At 36.0% G+C, this 19454-nt stretch carries 19 protein-coding genes; 4 read left to right on the forward strand and 15 right to left on the reverse strand.

The window, feature by feature from the left end; all coding sequences use genetic code 11:
* Window positions 1-28 precede the first annotated feature (28 nt).
* The 6 genes from NQZ71_RS20960 to vanR form a co-directional block, all read right to left on the reverse strand.
* Window positions 29-811 carry a transporter substrate-binding domain-containing protein gene (locus NQZ71_RS20960; RefSeq protein ID WP_127739778.1) on the reverse strand — a complete coding sequence of 261 codons (783 nt, stop codon included), beginning with the start codon at window positions 809-811 and terminating at the stop codon, window positions 29-31.
* A gap of 347 nt (window positions 812-1158) precedes the next feature.
* Window positions 1159-2091: a metallophosphoesterase gene (locus NQZ71_RS20965; RefSeq protein ID WP_317012326.1), complete on the reverse strand. Its 933-nt coding sequence runs from the start codon at window positions 2089-2091 to the stop codon at window positions 1159-1161.
* A gap of 12 nt (window positions 2092-2103) precedes the next feature.
* On the reverse strand, window positions 2104-4023 hold the full coding sequence (locus NQZ71_RS20970; protein ID WP_317012327.1) for an FtsX-like permease family protein: 1920 nt from the start codon (window positions 4021-4023) through the stop codon (window positions 2104-2106).
* Window positions 4020-4778: an ABC transporter ATP-binding protein gene (locus tag NQZ71_RS20975; RefSeq protein WP_144454635.1), complete on the reverse strand. Its 759-nt coding sequence runs from the start codon at window positions 4776-4778 to the stop codon at window positions 4020-4022. Before NQZ71_RS20975 ends, NQZ71_RS20970 begins: the two co-directional genes overlap by 4 nt.
* A gap of 127 nt (window positions 4779-4905) precedes the next feature.
* Window positions 4906-5988 carry a sensor histidine kinase gene (locus NQZ71_RS26240; RefSeq protein ID WP_394374149.1) on the reverse strand — a complete coding sequence of 361 codons (1083 nt, stop codon included), beginning with the start codon at window positions 5986-5988 and terminating at the stop codon, window positions 4906-4908.
* The gene (gene vanR / locus NQZ71_RS20985; RefSeq protein ID WP_260056119.1) at window positions 5981-6676 is read right to left on the reverse strand and encodes a VanR-ABDEGLN family response regulator transcription factor; all 696 of its coding nucleotides are present in this window, start codon (window positions 6674-6676) and stop codon (window positions 5981-5983) included. Before vanR ends, NQZ71_RS26240 begins: the two co-directional genes overlap by 8 nt.
* Before the next feature lie 414 nt (window positions 6677-7090).
* Here vanR and NQZ71_RS20990 point away from each other — a divergent pair, with 414 nt between their 5' ends.
* The 3 genes from NQZ71_RS20990 to NQZ71_RS21000 all read left to right on the forward strand — a co-directional run bounded on the left by NQZ71_RS20990 (window position 7091) and on the right by NQZ71_RS21000 (window position 9356).
* On the forward strand, window positions 7091-7864 hold the full coding sequence (locus tag NQZ71_RS20990) for an amino acid ABC transporter substrate-binding protein (RefSeq protein ID WP_317012328.1): 774 nt from the start codon (window positions 7091-7093) through the stop codon (window positions 7862-7864).
* Window positions 7865-7933: 69 nt separating this feature from the next.
* On the forward strand, window positions 7934-8593 hold the full coding sequence (locus NQZ71_RS20995; RefSeq protein WP_144454454.1) for an amino acid ABC transporter permease: 660 nt from the start codon (window positions 7934-7936) through the stop codon (window positions 8591-8593).
* Window positions 8594-8609: 16 nt separating this feature from the next.
* The gene (locus NQZ71_RS21000; RefSeq protein WP_127739758.1) at window positions 8610-9356 is read left to right on the forward strand and encodes an amino acid ABC transporter ATP-binding protein; all 747 of its coding nucleotides are present in this window, start codon (window positions 8610-8612) and stop codon (window positions 9354-9356) included.
* A gap of 49 nt (window positions 9357-9405) precedes the next feature.
* Here the strand turns inward: NQZ71_RS21000 and NQZ71_RS21005 are convergent, their stop codons facing one another.
* Window positions 9406-9696 (reverse strand): hypothetical protein, encoded by a 291-nt coding sequence (locus tag NQZ71_RS21005; RefSeq protein ID WP_127739757.1) that lies wholly within the window; start codon window positions 9694-9696, stop codon window positions 9406-9408.
* 163 nt (window positions 9697-9859) lie between these two features.
* Here NQZ71_RS21005 and NQZ71_RS21010 point away from each other — a divergent pair, with 163 nt between their 5' ends.
* Window positions 9860-10093 carry a DUF378 domain-containing protein gene (locus NQZ71_RS21010; protein WP_127739775.1) on the forward strand — a complete coding sequence of 78 codons (234 nt, stop codon included), beginning with the start codon at window positions 9860-9862 and terminating at the stop codon, window positions 10091-10093.
* A 95-nt stretch (window positions 10094-10188) separates the two neighbouring features.
* Here the strand turns inward: NQZ71_RS21010 and NQZ71_RS21015 are convergent, their stop codons facing one another.
* From NQZ71_RS21015 to NQZ71_RS21050, 8 genes are all read right to left on the reverse strand, one after another.
* A complete protein-coding gene (locus NQZ71_RS21015; protein WP_127739756.1) occupies window positions 10189-10383 on the reverse strand; it encodes a hypothetical protein in 195 nt (64 codons plus the stop codon).
* 148 nt (window positions 10384-10531) lie between these two features.
* Window positions 10532-11593 (reverse strand): NAD(P)/FAD-dependent oxidoreductase, encoded by a 1062-nt coding sequence (locus tag NQZ71_RS21020; RefSeq protein ID WP_317012329.1) that lies wholly within the window; start codon window positions 11591-11593, stop codon window positions 10532-10534.
* Window positions 11594-11768: 175 nt separating this feature from the next.
* On the reverse strand, window positions 11769-12011 hold the full coding sequence (locus NQZ71_RS21025) for a hypothetical protein (RefSeq protein ID WP_317012330.1): 243 nt from the start codon (window positions 12009-12011) through the stop codon (window positions 11769-11771).
* Window positions 12012-12058: 47 nt separating this feature from the next.
* Entirely contained in the window at window positions 12059-12586 is a 528-nt protein-coding gene (locus NQZ71_RS21030; RefSeq protein WP_317012331.1) for a restriction endonuclease, read from the reverse strand.
* Between the two features lie 342 nt (window positions 12587-12928).
* Window positions 12929-14386 (reverse strand): DHA2 family efflux MFS transporter permease subunit, encoded by a 1458-nt coding sequence (locus NQZ71_RS21035; protein WP_317012501.1) that lies wholly within the window; start codon window positions 14384-14386, stop codon window positions 12929-12931.
* Between the two features lie 405 nt (window positions 14387-14791).
* A complete protein-coding gene (locus tag NQZ71_RS21040) occupies window positions 14792-15511 on the reverse strand; it encodes a hypothetical protein (RefSeq protein WP_317012332.1) in 720 nt (239 codons plus the stop codon).
* A gap of 1825 nt (window positions 15512-17336) precedes the next feature.
* A complete protein-coding gene (locus NQZ71_RS21045; protein WP_317012334.1) occupies window positions 17337-17675 on the reverse strand; it encodes a hypothetical protein in 339 nt (112 codons plus the stop codon).
* A gap of 137 nt (window positions 17676-17812) precedes the next feature.
* Entirely contained in the window at window positions 17813-19441 is a 1629-nt protein-coding gene (locus NQZ71_RS21050) for a PAS domain S-box protein (protein WP_317012335.1), read from the reverse strand.
* Window positions 19442-19454: the final 13 nt, after the last annotated feature.

Raw genomic sequence — 19454 nt, forward strand, 5'->3', positions numbered from 1 at the left:
GGTTATACTTCCTTTCTATCATGTTGTTTTATTCTGGTTTTTTGGTAATGTCCTCACCAAAATATTTAAGACTAATCTTCGTTAATGTTCCATCTTTGCGGAGTTCGTCCAAAGCTTCGTTTATTTTCTTCAATAGCTTTGGATTATCCTGTGGCAGCACAATCGCTTGTTCACTGCGACTAATTAACTCCTGTGCTTTAATCTTAAATCCTTCCTTTGCAGCACTTTTCCCTGTAACGAAATCGGTGATTACCGCATCATGACGGCCGCTGCTTAATGCTTGTAATGCCGTAATATCGCTGTCATATGTTTTTACTTTGTCCGTATACTTTGAAGCTGTATCGGCATATGTCGAGCCTTTTGCGACAGCCACTTCCTTGCCCTCTAAATCCTTGACAGTTTTAATTTTACTATCTGGTCTTGTGAAAATTTGCGGGCCAGAATAATAGTATGGGGTAGAGAAGGATACATATTTGCTGCGCTGCGGATTTATCGTATGACTAGCAACAGCTGCATCGGCACGGCCTGTTTTTACTCCTTCTACAATCCCTTTGAATTTGATACGCTTTTGGACCGGCTCAAGCCCCATTTCTTTTGCAAGCGCTTCGCCAACCTCAATATCAAAGCCAGACATGGTGAGATCATCATTTATATAACTAAATGGCTTAAACTCACCCGAAGCAGCAAAAACAAATTGATTTTTATGTATCAGTTCAGATCCGTCAGCAAGCTTCTCCTTCTCGGTACAAGCAGATAAAAAGCAAACCACGATTAAACTGTAAAACAATATTAATTTTTTATTCCATAACATGTTGGCTATCAACCCTTTTCCCTCTCATTTATTTCTTAACAACTAGCTAAATCACTTGCTTATGAAAATATATACCCCAATTATTTTCGATAAAACAAAAGTGTCAGGCACTTTTAATGGTGCCTGACACTTTTTGTATATTATATTGGAATCTCCACACTAAACTTGTATTACATTAAAAAGGTCTGTAACTCGCATTCTTCTAGCATTAAGTATCCTAGTGCTTCATTAAATTTGAGTTTTAAATAGTTCTAGAGAAGTAACATGCTCTCCCATTCAGAATTAATTTATGTAGATTGCTTTCCACCGTCAATAATTGCATAAATAAATTCTTAAAAGCGATTATATTACTTCGTCTTCAAAGTGATTAACCCTATGCTTGGTGTGTTAAATACGCGAAATTTCATAAATAATGGTCCACTTACACCTAATCCGTTATTTACATATTGAGTGTGGTTTTCAATAGTATGAACACCTGTAACGTTCACTTTACCTGGAAATAAGCCGAAATTAGGGGCATACAGCGGGCCAAGAATCGGCAGTCTAAATTGGCCTCCAAGTGTATGTCCATTAAGACTAACATCCCAATGTCTCCATTCCTCTCCTGTATCATTTAATGTTGTTGTCCGATAATCATGAAGATCTGGATTTTCGCTATCAATTTCAGTTGGGCGGTGGGATATTTCGATTGTAAATGGGTCTTGCTGCTCCTTGTATTGAGCTTCAAACTCTTCCTTTTCCTGAATTAATTGACTTGAAATTTCACTTCCCCCTACTTCATTCAAGCCTACATAAGGGTTTGTTTTTAACCAAATAGATTCATTGCCCTTTTTAATCTCCATCCCTGGATATAATGGCTTAACATTATATTTTGTAAATAAATCATAAAAACGATCGCCTTTTTTCAATGCTGCAGTACTGTTATCTGCATCCTTATCACCTAAAATATAATACATTTCTTTATTTTTCGGCATTCCCTTTAATAGATTTTCGAGAGGCTGTAAATCCTTTGGCTCTTCAGATATGTAGTCTCCTGTAAAAACTACTAAATCATATTGCTGTTTTTTGATTAAGTTTACTAATCTCTTTTGGTTGCTGCCGAATTCTTTTCCCTGTAAATCGGAAATCTGCAGGATCTTATAGTTATCAAATGCTGCTGGTAAACGATTATGTGTGAGTGTCACTTTATTAACTGTTACATGTGAATTGCTCCAAATTGTCCCGAGAATAAATATAATAAGTGCACCAATAATAATCCAAACAAGTTTTAACCTTTTCATTTACATTCTCCTTTAATACTTCACGATTTTTTTATAATTTTTTTCTGTAAATATATAAGTCACACCGTAAATAACAGTGAAAATGATGGCTGCAAAAATCCCACTGCCAACCACTACAAGCCAATTATCCATCGCAGCTATTCCAATGATTTTTGTTACGAGTGGCAAGCCTGCTCCTAAATGCACAATTGCGACTGTGAGTGGAGAAAAAAACATGATCAGCGTTTGTTTTTTTATTGTTTGGAGAATTTCTTTATCACTCATTCCAACTTTTTTCATAATGGCAAACCGATTCCGATCATCAAAGCCTTCCGAAATCTGCTTATAAAAAATCATAAGAGCTGTTTCCACAAATAAAACGACACTAATAAAAATCCCTAAAAACAGCAGCCCGCCAAAACGCACTAACAAAGATTCCTTGTAAATCGACTTTGCTTCAACATCCACATTGCCAATTGCTTGCGCTTTTGTTGCAACTGCATGGGAAAAATCATTGATTGCATCCGTATCACCCTGCACATTAAAATCTTGATACATGGTCAAGGAGTTCTCTAAATCTACTTTTCGAGCAAATTCACCAGTTAATGGAGCGATGACATACATCCAATTTGCATCAGTATTATCTGCAAGGGAGGTATCAATTGGCAGCTCATCTACCGTAGCTTTCACTTGGAATGATTTATTGTCTAAGCTGATGCTTTGTAATGTTGCACTTTCTTTATCTTTTAGAAGCATTACTTCATCTGAAGCTAACGATATATTTTCGTTTGTTAGTTTATTAAAGTCCACTAATGGCAGTATAAGGAAGAAGTCATCCTTTCCATCTCCAGTTAAATCTGCGGCAAATTGTCCGCCTTGGTAGGCTGCTGCTTTTGTAATTTCAACATCGTAACGGGCTTTAGTCTTGTCAATAAATGCTTGCAGCTGTTGCTGCTCAGAGACGTTTTCTGCTGGATTTGTAATAGACACATCAAACTGAAAGCTATTGTTAAGCATCGTATTAACACCTAAATATAAGGAAATCGTTGTGGTCAATACAATCAAGGTTGCTGTACTTAATACAGCAATATTGGATAAACCGACGGCATTTTGCTTCATCCTGTAAAGCATTGTTGAAATGAGCGTAAAATTACTTTTGTTATAATAAATGCCATCTTTTTTGCGCAGTATTTTAAGGAGAACAATACTTACTGCTATAAAAAGCAAGTATGTCGCAGCAACAACAAACACTATCGCTGTAATAATTTCAGCTAAATCTAATTTGGGATCTTTCACAGAAAAAGATAATAGATAGCCGGCTATTAACAGGATGCTGCCAAGCATCGCTAGAAAAAGCTTCGCCTTCGGTTCCCGCTCCCCAATTTGTGCACCCTTCATAAGTTCAATCACACGAACAGAGTGAATCTGTTTTAAGTTAAAAACATGGATAATCATAAAGACTATCATGAATGTAACCACCGTTTTAATAATTGCTGATAGAGAAATGATGTTAACGGTTAACGGTACCTTCATCATGGCAGACATCATTATGCCGACAACCTGATTGAATACTAGACCAATTGCAATACCGACAAGCATGGAGAAGAATGCCAACAGCGAGCTCTCTAGTATTAATAATTTTCTAATATGCTTTCTCTCCAAGCCTAACAAATTGTAAAGACCAATTTCCTTCTTGCGTTTTTTAAAAATAAAGCTGTTGGCATACAGTAAAAAGAACAGAGATAATACTGTAAACAATATGCTGCCAAACTTCATTACATCGATTGTAAAGTTCCCACCTGAAATGGTTTTAAGAGCATGATTATTCACCAAGCTGTTAATCGTATAGAACAGCGCTATAACAACAACACAAGTAAAAAGGTATGGGAGAAACAATAGGCTATTATTTTTGATATTTGTTACTGCTAGCTTTACATACAGTTTTTTATTCATACTGTACTCCTTTTCGCAACCGCTGCTGACTGCATCTCAAAAATCTGTTGAGTAATATCCTCATCCATATTGGTTTTATGAATCTCGCTGTTGATTTTTCCATCTTTTATAAACAGCACACGGCCTGCTTTACTCGCTGCATGCACACTATGTGTGACCATAATAATGGTCTGGCCGGATTTGTGAAGCTTTGCAAATAAATCTAACAGCTCCTGTGCTGAACGTGAATCGAGTGCGCCAGTCGGTTCATCTGCTAAAATTAGGCTTGGTGCGGTGATTAAAGCCCTTGCAACAGCGGCTCGCTGCTGCTGGCCACCTGATACTTCGTACGGATATTTCTCTAAAATATGCTCAATTCCCAATATGCCGGCTAACCCCTTAAGCTTTGCATTCATCTCTTTTAAGGACACATCAGCAAGTACTAGCGGCAAAAAGATATTATCCTTTAAACTGAATTGATCTAATAAATTAAAATCCTGAAACACAAAGCCTAAATGCTTGCGCCGAAATGCAGCCAATTGATCATTTTCGATATTTTGGTAGTTCACGCCCTCAAGCTTCACTTCCCCTTCTGTCACATCATCTAAAGAAGCTAAAATATTTAAAAGTGTTGATTTCCCAGAGCCTGATTCTCCCATAATCGCAATATATTCCCCTTTATTTACGGTGAAGCTTATATCAACCAATGCCTCGACACTTGCACCTCTGCGAGATTGGTATACCTTTTTTACATTTTGAACCTTTAATATTTCCATCATTATCCCTCCAAAATAAAAAAACCTTTGCTCTCAGTACATTAATCATACTGAAAACAAAGGTTTTCTTTATTTGGGTTATATAACAATTTCCTGCTTTTTTTCTGCGTAAAATCTTACGAAAATCTTACGATAATGGCAGACGCACTGTAAAACTAATATTTTGCCCAGCTGATTCTGCTGAAATTGTGCCGTGATGCTGTTCCATAATTTGCTTCGCAATAGCAAGCCCTATTCCAGCTCCGCCATTTCGAGTCGACCTTGATTCGTCTAACCGATAAAATTGCTCAAAAATACGGTCCAGCTTTTCACGCTCAATTGGATAGCCTTTATTACTGAATTGAATCACTGCATTATCTTCCTCCTGCTTAACGGAAATAACAATTTCACTGTTTTCAAAGCTATAATGCACGGCATTGCTAACTAGATTGTCAAGCACTCTCTGAATTTTCTCCGCATCACAAACAATCTCCATATTATTACTGCCTTCAAGCCGATAGGTTAAGTTCTTAGCTGTAAGTACAGGCTGAAATTCAAACAGCAGCTGCTCAAGCATTAAGGACACATTCACTTTGCTATAATTTAACGGTATCGTCGATAAATTAAAACGGGTTATTTCAAAAAATTCATTAATTAAATCATCTAAGCGTTCTGCATTAGTCATCGTAACATGGATAAACTTTTGATACATCTCATCTGAAATATTCTTTTCATCCCTCAGCAGTGTCAAATAACCAATTATAGAGGAAATTGGTGTTTTTAAATCATGTGCAAGATAAACAATTAAATCATTTTTGCGCTGCTCAGCTTCCTTTGCCACACGCTCATTTTCCTTCAACTCGAAACGCAATTTTTCCAAGCCTGCTTCCGCATCCTTTAAAATAGGTGGAAGCTGTACATCTTGTTTATCCTCGAGTGTGATTGTTTCTAAATTCGCTGACAAGACACCCAAATACTTTATCAGCTGTCTGCGCTGAATCAATAAAATGATAAAAACACAAGCAGCAAATAAACTTGGTGCAAGTACTAATAAGCGGTTACTTAACCAGTTAATCGTATCACCCAATAAACCAGCTACCCCTTGTGCATCGTTTAAACTAACTAGAATAAAAGACAAAAGAAAAATAATAACAAAACAAGAAAGGGTCATGATAATAAAGCGTACTGCTAGGTAATTGGAAATTTTCGCAACGTTTGCTTTCTTATTCAATTTTATATCCCACTCCCCAAACTGTTTTAACATATTTTGGCTTTTTTACAGGTTCCTTCAGCTTCTCACGCAGCCTGGCAATATGAGCCATAACCGTATTGTTATTTTCTATAAACTTCTCTCCCCAAACCTTCTCAAAAAGCTCCTCAGAAGAGATAACCTTCCCCTGATTTTCGGATAGGCACCATAAAATAGAAAACTCAATTGGAGTTAACTCGATAGGCTCACCAAATAAGGAACAGCTATGTGTAGCTTTATTAATTTTCAAGCCTCTAATATCATATTCATCCACTTCTTTAACACTAACTGCCTTTTCATTATATCGCTTATATCTCCGCAATTGAGTTTTGACTCTTGCCACGACCTCAAGTGGGTTAAAGGGCTTCGTCATATAATCATCTGCGCCGATTGTCAGTCCAGTTATTTTATCAATATCCTCGATTTTGGCTGTTAACATAATAATCGGATAAAAATAGTGCTCGCGGATTTTTTTACATAGCTCAAACCCGTTTATTCCTGGCACCATTACATCCAATATCGCTAAATCATATTCCGTTTTCTTGATACTCTCTAATGCATCCTGTCCATTATTATAAGTGTCAACAACATAGCCTTGATCACTCAAGTAGATTTCCAACAAGTTAGAAATATCCTCTTCATCTTCAACAAGTAATATTTTTTGATTCACTACAATTTCCCCTTTAATACAGTTTTTACAGTTTCTATTTTTTGTATAGTTAAAGTTTTATTTCCTTTTTATTAGTATACATTAACTTGCGTTATACCAAGAAGGAAAACTCGATAGACTTTTTCTTCATTTAGAATAAGGTTTTTAGTAGTGAGGTTGGGATTGTTGCGGGATTTATCTTCAGACAAGGCCTGAGATGGCGTAATTTGTCTTTGGAGACTTTTCATATTTTTCATGTCCTTCACCTTGGACATGTTCCAATATTAAATAGTAATTGCCACCCTTAAATTCTTTACCACACTAAAAACATAATTGAAATTATCAAATAATAGTGTTACAATACTGTAGTCTTCTAACATATTAGCAGACTAAAGCGAAATGCAATTACACTTAATTAAAGGTGGTCTATATAATATGAAACGTTTATTAACTATGATTCTATTAGTGGCTGCGGTTTTCTCGATCGTTGCTGGTTGTTCTAAGTCATCTTCAAAAGAGGACGATACATTGGTAATTGGGATTGATGATAAGTTTGCTCCGATGGGATTCCGTGATGAAAATAATGAGGTTGTTGGCTTTGACATTGATTATGCGAAGGCTGCTGCTGAGAAAATGGACATGAAGGTTGAGTTTCAACCAATTGACTGGGAAACAAAAGAGTCTGAGCTAAGCAGCGGACGTATTGACCTTATTTGGAATGGTTACACGATCACAGATGAGCGTAAGAAAAAGGTTCTTTTCACAAAGCCTTATTTGAAAAATGCACAGGTTGTAGTTACTCTTGCTGATTCAAAGGTTACTAAACTAGCTGATTTAGAAGGAAAAGTGGTTGGTCTTCAATCATTATCTTCTGCAGCAGATGCACTTGATGCTGATCCAATTAAATCTAAAATTAAAACAGTAACAGAGTTCTCCGATAATGTGTCTGCATTAAATGACTTAAAAAATGGCCGTTTAGATGCTGTAGTTATTGATGAAATTGTTATTGATTACTATATGACGAAAGAGGAAGGTTCATTTAAGATTCTTGATGAGTCACTTGCTCCAGAGGAATATGGTGTAGGTGTGAAAAAAGGAAATGAAGAGCTGCTTGAAAAGCTGCAAAAAGCGCTTGATGAGATGAATGAGGACGGCACTGCTGCTGAAATCTCTGATAAGTGGTTCGGCGACGATATCGTAATAAAATAATAACCAATTTTAAGATGATGCAGGATTTCCATTAGGGGAATCCTGTATTGTGTTCGGAGGTAACCTTTTATGTCTTTTGATTATATTAAATCCATTACAATGCCTCTCCTTGAAGGGGCACAGATGACCGTTCTATTGTTTATCATTGCCATCGTGGTTTCGATACCACTTGGTTTTCTATTAACACTTGCTGTAAGAAGCAGCTTCAAGCCACTTTCTTGGTTTGCTCAAGGCTATATTTACATCCTGCGCGGCACACCGCTGTTGCTGCAGCTTCTGTTTATCTGTTTTGGTTTGCCGATGCTTCCAGTAGTTGGTGAGTATTTGGTATTAGATAGATTTGTTGCCGCTTGTTTAGGATTTATCTTAAACTATGCCGCTTATTTCGCAGAAATTTTCCGAGGCGGACTTATTGCTATTGATAAGGGCCAATACGAAGCATCCCAGGTTCTGGGCTTGAACAAATTCCAAACGTTGCGCAAAATCATTCTTCCGCAAATGTTCCGCATCGCTCTTCCGGCTGTGGCGAATGAATCTGTTACACTTGTTAAGGATACTGCACTGCTTTATGCCGTTGCTGTACCAGAATTACTGCATTTTGCTCAAGCGGCTGTCAATCGCGACTTTTCTATTGCTCCGTTTGTAGTTGCAGGTGTTATCTATTTAATTATGACACTAGTACTTACGATTATCTTTAAATGGCTCGAACGCCGATTCAAATTTGAATAAGAAGGAGTTGGTGAACATGGCTATTATTGAAATCTCCAACCTAAAAAAATCATATGGTAATCTCGACGTATTAAAGCAGATTACATTTAATGTTAATAAAAATGAAGTAGTCGCAGTAATTGGTCCGTCTGGATCTGGAAAAAGCACGATGCTGCGCAGTCTTGTTAATCTCGAACAAATCGACAACGGCAATATATGTGTTAGCGGTAATTATTTAGTGAAAGATGGGGCTTATGTAAAACCGCAAGAGATTAAACAAATCACTAGCAAAATGGGGATGGTTTTCCAGCATTTCAACCTCTTCCCTCATTTAACTGTGAGAGAGAATTTAGAGCTTGCTCCAAAAACGGTGAAAAAGGAAGATTCCAAAGAAATTCATCGCAGAAGCAGTGAGCTTCTGGAGAAAATCGGATTAACTGCTTGGGCTGATTCATTCCCGGCCAAACTTTCAGGCGGTCAAAAACAACGGGTTGCCATTGCAAGAGCTCTTATGATGAACCCGGAAATTATGTTATTCGATGAGCCAACCTCTGCCCTTGATCCAGAATTGACTGGCGAGGTATTACAGGTGATGAAGGACCTTGCTCAAGAAAACATGACAATGATTGTGGTAACACATGAAATGGGCTTTGCAAGAGAGGTTGCAGACAGAGTCGTGTTCATGGACAACGGAGAGATTGTGGAGTCTGGCACTCCAGCCGAGTTGTTTACAAACCCAAAGTTTGAACGAACTAAAGCGTTCTTAAACCGCAGTTTGAAATAATAGCAAAAGAAGAAACCTCCCAAAAAGGAGGTTTCTTCTTTTTTTATACCTATTTATTATTTTTAACCCATTCGATGATTTCATCTATATTATCTTCCAGATCAATTGCGACTGTACCATCTTCCGGTATTTGACTAAGGCCGTTTTCCAGTTCATTTATCTTTGTGCTTAATTCCGCTAAGCTTGAATCTGCACCCTTCTTTTTCGCCTTTTCCATCAGTTCGATGAATTGCGCGTCTTCCTCAAGCTCACCAACAAGACTCCATAATTCATGAAGCACTGTTTCTAATTGCACTGCTGATTGCTGTACCTTTTGTAGTGTTGCGATTGTTTTTTCCATATGTAATCCTTCCTTGTTTAAGACTAGTAAGTATATATAGAATATCTCTTTCTATCAGTTATTACAAATAATTCTCGATTTTTAGGCTGTTTCAATTTTCTTTAAAAAAGGTATATATAAAGTACACTTAAATAATTATTTTATAGGAGGTCTAAACATGTCCTTGTCCATATTACAAAAAATCACCCTAATTCTAAGTATTATCGGTGCCATCAACTGGGGCTTAATCGGCTTCTTCCAATTTGATCTTGTCGCAGCCATCTTTGGTGGCGAGGATGCCGGAATGGCGAGATTTATCTTTATTCTTGTAGGAATTTCTGGTCTTATTAGTATTAGTATTTTAAATAATAGTAGAACAAGCCTGGAAGCTGGGCGCAGCTACACTACAAATCACTAATGTTTTCGGAGTTGGTATGCTTGCCAGCTCCTTTTCATGCATTCATGCAAAAAGACATCCAGCTGGATGCCTGATTTTTTCCTTATTTATATGTATTAACGAACTTCTAAAGCCTCTTCATTCGTAACTGGTCCATCCATTTCATTGATGATTTCAAGCATTTCTGCTCTTAGCTCCTCCCATTCGTTTAAGGGCAGTGCTACAATTTTTTTCCCGTTAGCATTCTCATTTACTCTTTGTGCTTGATCAATCCAACGCCAAACTTGAAATAAAAATTGTCTATCCTTCATTATTGCATCTCCTTTATGAGTTATTGACCCCTTACTATATACAATAATTCTGTGCGCAATTCTTAAATACCTCTAGCTTAATAGAAGCTTTACAAAATATTAAAAAAAGAGAAAAAGCTAATGCTTCTCCTCTAATTTATATTCCTTATTAATGTCGCTTATGCAGCCAAAGTACACCGCTTTTTGCCAGTCTTGGCAATAGTCCTGTAAATGACTTTTCGAACATGTTGCCGAAGCCGTCGTTTTTACCAAGTGAACCTAAAGTACCGCGCAGTTTAATCTCACCTGGCGCTTTTGGCTCTCTGCCTGATAGAATATCATACAGGATATTGGCAATTTGTTCTCCTTGGTGCTGTGCTAATTGTCCGCTTGGCGAGAAGGTCGATGACGCGCAATCCCCAACAATATATACAGTCGGTTTGTCTGGAACTTGGTGGAATTGATTGACGACAATCTTTTCATATCTGTCCTTTTCAAACGGCAGCTCTCTTACTAAACGGTTCGGTCTTACGCCTGCCGTCCAAAGTGTTACATCTGTTAATGTACAAACGCCATTATTACAGATTGCGCCTTGCTCCAAATATTCAACATTTGCATGATGAATAATATTTACATCGTTTTCCTTGAACCATTTTTCCACATATTGCTGAACCTTTGGTGCAAATGGACTAAGCACTGCACTTCCTCTGTCAAAAAGACTAATGTTTAAATCCGGGCGGCTTTCTCTTATTTCAGAAGCAACCTCTACCCCACTCAAGCCTGCACCAATAACGGCAACATGCTGATAGGACTTCAATTCATTCACTGCCAGAGCCGCTCTTCTCGCTTTAGAGATAGTCTGAACACTGTCTGAAAATTGTTCTGCACCTTCAACATTGTGATAATTATCTTCACAGCCTAAGCCAATAATCAAATAATCATACGGAACTGTTTCGGTACTGTCTTTCATGACGATTTCATCTTTATCACTATCAATTTTAACTACTTCTCCCCAAACATAATCCACTTGGTCATGCTTAGGAAAATTCATTCTTACCTGTCTATCAGACACCGTTCCTGCAGCTAATGCATAAAACTCTGTCTTCAAACAATGGTACGGATTCCGGTCAATTACTGTAATTTGAACATCTCTTGGTAATTGTTTATTTAATAGGTCCTGCAGTATCTGGAATCCTCCATAACCTCCGCCTAATATTACTAGTTTCTTCATGTAAACACACCTTACCTTGTCAGCAAATTTAGATACATAATCAAAACATATAAAGTAAATCAAGCAATCTACTTAATTGTATCTGTTTCTGATATTTTCCGCAATTCCACTTTGGAAATAGTGTATTCCTTATATACTAGATTGTTAATTACCGTTTAATTTTCAGCACCGTAAATTACTTATCTGGCTTTTCACCCTCTTTTTCATCCATATAAGCCTGGAAACGTCCTTCCTCGCCAATTCCAGTATCAATAAAATAATTAACTTTATTTGTATCTTGATCAACAATCGGTTTTACTGTATGTATCGGTTCTAATATTCCACCACCATACGGACGATTAGGAAGGTGCAGAAGTACATTTATATCCGTATCTGGGTCACAGTCTTGTAAAATCTCTATAAGTTCTTTTACCTTCATTTGCTACTCCTTATTAATTGATGCGACAGCTTAAAGTACATATGGATTTAAGCACTTTTCCTCATTTGAATCATCCACTTTATAAGTTTATCACGGTCAACTAAATCAACATTATTTGATTTAGCCAATCCTATAGCGGGCTTAGTATTATAATTATTCGTTATAACCCAGCACTCATCTGCTTTATAATGACTTTTTGCCGCTGCAATTTCCTGTACAACTTTAATTCCTACTTTATTTTTATACCTTTTAGCTTGGACAATAATCTTTTTATTATTGCCATGCAAAACTAAATCAGCACCATAATCACCAGTTACCGGTGTTTTTTGAACGCTATATCCTTTAGACTTTAGTAACGTATATAAATAATCCTCAAACACGCTTTCTTTCATTTTATCAACATCTAAAATGCCTGATTTTTTCAGGTTATAATACCTTATTAAATTCACTATAAACACTAATAGTAATCCCGTTCCAAAAAATACTAGCAATCCAATAGTTAAACCAGGATCTGCAGTTAACATCCCCCACATCAGTTCAAAACTCATACCAAATGATTCTGAAAAACTTGGCAAACAAATCTCCTCATAATACAAATTACCTATACATAATATCACATTCCTCCCAATAAATTTCTAATAAATAGAAATTTATACCAATATTTAACCACATATGTTAACAATACAAATATATCCATTGGTTACTTCCTGTTTTATGCCTAAAAAATTAAACTTTGCTATTACAAATTTGGTACGGGACAGAATTATTTCGATTTAATATGAACCAAAGAGATGCTTAAAAGGAAAGTGATAATATAAGATTACTAAAAATGCGAATATTATTTGTTGCGCTGCTATGTCTTTAAAAATATCCAAACAAAAAAGAGCGCCGAGTTTCCTCAACGCTCTTCCACCATATTAAGCCTTCTTCTCCCCAGGCTTAGATCCTTTAATAAAGAAAGCTAACACGAAAGCAACTACTGTCAAGTAAGTGGCAACCATAAATGCATCATTGATTCCCATTACTGTTCCTTCCTTCGCTGCTTGTGCAATGCCTAGTTTATCTGTTTTCAGGATGTTATGCAGCTTCATCCAGTCTTCAGCATGGTTTGCACCTTGGTTTGTCATGATTGATACGAAGAAGGCCATGCCGATTGCTCCGGCTACCATTCTGAATGTATTAACCATAGCTGTTCCATATTTATTCAATTTCAAGCCTAAATCATTAAGTCCTGCCGTAAAGATCGGCATCATGATTAGTGACATTCCTAACATTCTGATTGTATATACCCATAAGATGTAAGAGTAGCTAGTATGAACTTCTAATCTTGTTAATGCATATGTTGTCACCATTGTGATTGCCAAACCGATAACAGCAAGCCATCTTGCACCATATTTATCAAACAGCTTACCTGTAATCGGAGACATGATACCCATAACGATTCCGCCGGGCAGCAGCATAAACCCTGCCTCTAATGCACTGAAACCGTGAATGTTTTGCATATAGATTGGCATTAGGATCATACCAGAGAACATCGACATTGTTACAGCAACATTAATGATTGTTGTTAATGTAAAGAGCTTGTACTTGAAGATTCTAAACTCCAATATTGGATGTTTAACAACAAACTGGCGCCATACGAACAGAATAAGGCTGATTCCACCAACGATAAACATTGTTACTACTTCTGTTGATGACCAGCCTTTTGAGCCAGCTGTTGAAAAGGCGTATAGTACTCCGCCAAATCCGATTGTTGATAAAATAACTCCTAATGTATCTAGCTTCGGTCTGCTTGTTTGTGTGACATTTTTCACGAAGAAAATTGCGAGAATAAAGTCAATGAGAGCAATTGGGGCAATAATATAGAATATAACACGCCAATTGTAGGATTCAATAATCCAGCCAGCCCATGTTGGACCGATTGCAGGAGCGAAGTTCATTGCCACACCGAAAATACCCATGGCGAATCCGCGTCTGTTTAGTGGGAAAATAGTGAAAATCACATTTGTAATCAATGGGAATAGAATTCCTGCACCGATTGCTTGTACGACCCGTCCAACGAGCATAATCGGGAATGTGCCAGCCATTGCACATATTAACGTACCAATCGCAAATACGCCGATTGAAAATAAAAATAATTGCCTTGTCGTAAATCTCTCCATTAGGAAAGCTGTCACCGGAATAACAATACCATTTGTTAACAGAAATATTGTACTTAACCAGTTCGCTTTCACTGCATCAATGTGGAAATGTGCCATGATATCAGGCAATGCGACATTTATAACAGTCTGATTTAAAAACGCAACAAAAGCCCCTGCCAGCAAAACAGCAAAAATTGGTGTTGTACTAATAGGTTTTGTTGCAGATTTTGCCATAGTATTCAATTGTATTTTCTCCTTTATTATTTCATTTATAAGTCAACTGAGAACGACTGATAGTCAAATTCTAATATGCTCATAAAGAGAAATACTATACTAGTAGAATTAAAATTGGATTAAAATTTATTAAAATCTTTGTGAATCAGCTTATAATTAGGAAATTTAGTTCTTACGCAGAATATTTCAGTTATGCTGCTAAAATCCCCCAGTCAACAAAAGATAGATTTTTGTTTGACATGGGAAGATCAATTTCTACAATTTACTCATCAATTTTTTTTGTCGAAACATCTTCCATAAAATCAGAAAACAACTAATATGTTTTTTTGGCTAAAATATTAAAATGTAAGTAGATTGAGTGGTAAAATAAAAAACTCCCTAATTTTAAGGGAGTTAAATTTTTTCTTATTCAATTGTATCAGCTAAAACTGCAGGTAAAGTTATATCCCAACCAGCTTGAGATTCATAATTGTAAGATCCATAGACTTCTCCATATATAGTTACTACATCCTCTTCTACAAAGTCTGTTAGACCATCATATTCAACAAAGATAAGGTCGTTGGAATTCCATCCGAAGGAATCTTGGGTAACAGCTAACCTTATTTGTGTAAGGTCGTCGCCTTCCATAATTTGAATTATTTGCCCCTCATACTTAACGTATTCACCGGTATGACGGTCAGGGTTTTTCTTAAATTGGGCATATTCTATAGGTTGGGCATTAGCTTTCTTTTCTTCAGCTTCTTTTTTCGCCTTTTCCTCAGCCTTAGCAGCTGCCATAGCTTCTTCTTCTGCTTTAGCCTTAGCTTCTGCCTCAGCTTTTACTTTCTCTTCTTCAGCCTTTTTTGCTTCTTCTTCTGCTTGTTGTTTCTCCTCAGCTTCACGAACAGCCTTTTCTTCAGCGGATTCCTCGGAAGCTTTACTACTTGCAGATTCTGATGTTGTACTGTCTGAAGTTGCCCCAACAACAACTGCTGCAATAATGATCACTGCAAGAGACATAAGTGAATACTTAAATTTCTTTTTAGCCGTTCCGTTTTTCTTAACTAAAGCGAGTAAGCCCATGATTAAAAAAGTTATAAATCCAAGCATTCCTAGAAATGCTAATATACTTCCCAAAACTTCCATTAAATATTTCCCCCTATTTTATATAATCAATTAAACCGCTTACATTTTTTACAATTGATAATATTGTCTTTTTAAAAATTGCTTAGTATATAGATTGTATCTATAAAAGTATCTACCAAAAAATATATGTTTATTTACGATATATCCATTTTTTTCTTACATTTTAAGAATCATTTACTTATATTTTTCTCCCCCTGTGATTATCTTGTTGTTGCCTTCTTTTTTATAATAATTCTAATTAAATACAAAAGCAATACTCTAGTACATAACAAAGTTTACCATTCTAATTTGCTATATTGCGCCAATTTTCTTACTATTTTATTCTAAGTGAGGTAGTTAAGCTTTAAGCTATTATAAAAATGGAATAAAAGAGGAGCAATTTATTAATAAAAGGAACAATAATACGCCAGGAGTTGGCCTTTAAGGGATAATAAAATACTATCAATTAACTAGAAATAGTAAAGTTTTGGGCATAATTATTAAATGGATTGATGAACAATTTTAACAGATACTCGTTAAAAAAATGTAAATAAAATGGTTCAAATGCTAACACCTTCGTATTTATACGAAGAAACTAAATATCCAACAAATTTACCTTATTTAGAACGCGCGATTTGGCGTATACAACAAAAATTTTGTGTTTGGATTTGAAAATCACCAAAAATTATAGGATAATGCGCTAATTATAAGTGTTTTACCGTTAGCAAAGATTGGTCTGTTACTAAAAAATCCCGAGGAATATTTACACAGTTAGATCTATCAGCTGTCAAGTCAATTAAAGTGATATTCAAAGCACTAAAAAGGCGTTACCAGATGGAATATTGCGTTGTTCGTTGCTTACCTCCCTAATTATTGTTGTTCTCTTTTCTGGGAAAATAAAAAAACGCTGAATATTCAACGTTTTTTTCCTATTTTATTTTTTAGCTGTTAGATAGATGGGCTAAGAACATTAGTGCAATTTATACGTGTTTCCTCACTCTAACCAAACCATGCCTGATATTATCCCTTAATTATTATGGAGGTAATAAAAGCTACAAGAAAAGTTAAAATTAACACTACAGTTAAGTCCAAGTTAAAGAAAGTAGTGATAACTAGAAAAAATAATACTATAATTACTAAACAGGTTAGACTTAGCAAAATACCTCTTTTTATAGGAACTACAAATAGATAGTTGGAGAAATAAACCATACCAAACATAAGAATTAGCAAAAACGGTATCGTAATAGGTGTTAACTCATCGGGCATAAAAAGAATTATTACTATTGGTAAGTATGTTAAAAATTTTTCTAATATTATATTACCTCGGATTATATTTATAATTCTCATTCGATTCTCTCCTAGTATGAATGTTTTGGAATCTGAAATCGCCTATCCTAATAACCTTATCTTTCTACTGTTAATCTTTTTATCGGCGAGAATTATTTTTTGTCCTCTATATTCGCTCCTAGTTTGTTCATTTCGCGTAAATGTGTTTTTTTTGGTCTCCATGTTCCTCTTAGTGGGACTTACTTTCAAGTTCTAGTAAAGCTTCTTCAGGAGATTCCATATCTTAATGAAAATACCCAGCTAGTAACTCAAAAACTGGGTTCTCCATTCTTATGGAAGATAACATAAAAACATTCTCTTATTATTACATGTATAAATTTTCAGCCTATTGGTTTCCTTTAATTTTAACTTTAAAAGAAGTTTACCTAAACCTTAGTATTTAATATTTAGAACCAATGCTATTGCCACTGTACTACAAAATCACATTTCTCAAATGTATTTTTGAAATTCACCATATTTATATTAAAAATTGTATAAATAAGCCCAGTTAAAGATTGAATTATTCATCACTAGGAGCCCTCTCCAATAAATGCTCTTCATTATCCTTGTCTATAACAATGATATATTGATCTGTACCTTGCACAGAGTATATCTTGGAACCAACCTCAAAGCTATTAGATTGATTATTCTCAGGCATTACATCTACTGGTGTCTCTTTTTCAATCTCTCCTATCATTTCACCCATTTTAATCCCTTCGTCTTTCACTGTTTCAGTTCCGTTATATTCCTTGTTATTAACTACAACGATCATGGCATAAGTAATATTGTCTGTTTGTCCGTTACACGCATTTAATAATATTGTGCTCATAATGAATAGAAAAATGGAGAATTTCCTCAACTAGTACACCTCTGCTATCTGTAATATTATGCATATATTTTAATGTATTGCCACTAATATGTAAAATATTAACAACGTATTCCCATATACAATAAAAAAGGACATATTAACATTAAGCTAAAATGTCCTTCCTCCTATTAATCTATTGTTACTGGCAGTAAAATTTCCACCTCTGTACCTTCATTAACCTCACTTGCATACCGAACCTGTCCTTTATGTGCCTGAACAATCCGGTAACTGACTGTTAATCCTAACCCTGTGCCTTTTTCTTTCGCTGAATAGAATGGCTCCCCTAAGCGTTTAATGCGATCTTTTTCGATTCCGCAGCCATTGTCTTTTACGATTATTTGCACAAATCCGTTGTCTGTGTTTTTAATTGTTATGTTTACTTTTGTGGATTCTGCTTCTATTGAGTTTTTGATGATGTTGATGAACAGCTGTTTTAATTGGTTTGGTTCGCAGTCAATCTCAGGAAGTGTGCCAATTATTTTTGAGTTCAATTCTACACCGTATAGGTTTGATTGTGATTCAAGCAGACCGAAAACTGAGCTCATAATGCTCTCTACTCTAGCCTTTACATAGTTCAGCTCCTGTGGTTTTGCCAATAATAACAGCTCACTGACGATATCATTAATTCTGTCGATTTCATCTAGTAGAATATTGTGAAAAGCTTTATTTGAAGCTGTTTCTTCCGATTTCATTAATTGGATAAAGCCGCGAATGGATGTCAGTGGATTGCGAATTTCGTGTGCAACACTTGCGGCTAGTTCTCCGGCGACAGACAGTTTTTCTGCTTTTCGAAGCATTGCTTCTGTTTCCTTAATAGCTGTTATATCCCTGCCATAGCCAATAACACCGACGATTTCACCATCAAGCATCATTGGAAATGTTGTACAGGAAATATCACTGATACTGCCGTCCTTTTTAATAATTTTTGTTTCTTTTGTAGTTGATTTACCTTGAAGTATCGAGTTTAACAAATTCTCACGAAGAAGCTCCTGAAACTCCTCCGTCACTAAGCTTACAATTCTTTTCCCATTAAATTCATCTGCACTATAACCAGTAATCTTCTCAAACTGACGGTTCACATTAACAACATTCCCGTCTAAATCGAGTACATACACCATGTCTGGGTTATTCTCGAAAAGTGATTGGTATTGCTGCTTCGTCATGCTGAGATCTTTTTCTGTATTTAGGTGCTCTGTAATATCACGGCCAATTACTACCAGTGAGTGGCGGCTGCCATCGTCGTTAAAATTGGGAACTTTTATCGTATCAATCGTTCTTATTTCCCCGTTAGGTAGGGGAATATATTCAAGACATCTGGTAACTTCTTTTGCCTTCCAAGCCTCTTTATCAGAAGTTTCGCAATACATTAGTGCATCATGATAAAAATCTGTATATTTAGCGAGCTCAGAGTCCTTTTTCCCTCTAAAATCAACCCCATCAAGCTGAAAAAGCTTCAAGCCAGCTTCATTTGCCTCAAGCCAGCGACCATTACCATCCTTAAAGTTAACAAAATCAACCATTGAATTAATCAGTGTCTTTAGCTGCTTTTTCTCTTCTGTTACTGTCTCAAACTCTTCTTTCCTGACAATAAGTACATAAATTAGTACACTAGTAAAACAAACATATAATATTCCTTTTAATTTTTGCAGAAAAAGCATTGTCGACTGACTATCAACAAATGTAAGCAAAAAGTCTGTTCCGAAAATCCAGAGTAAACTTACTACGATATATAAATAAAGAAAGTTCTTTTTAGACATTGTATTTCTCCTT

This window comes from Niallia taxi (assembly GCF_032818155.1).
Taxonomy (GTDB): domain Bacteria; phylum Bacillota; class Bacilli; order Bacillales; family Cytobacillaceae; genus Niallia; species Niallia taxi_A.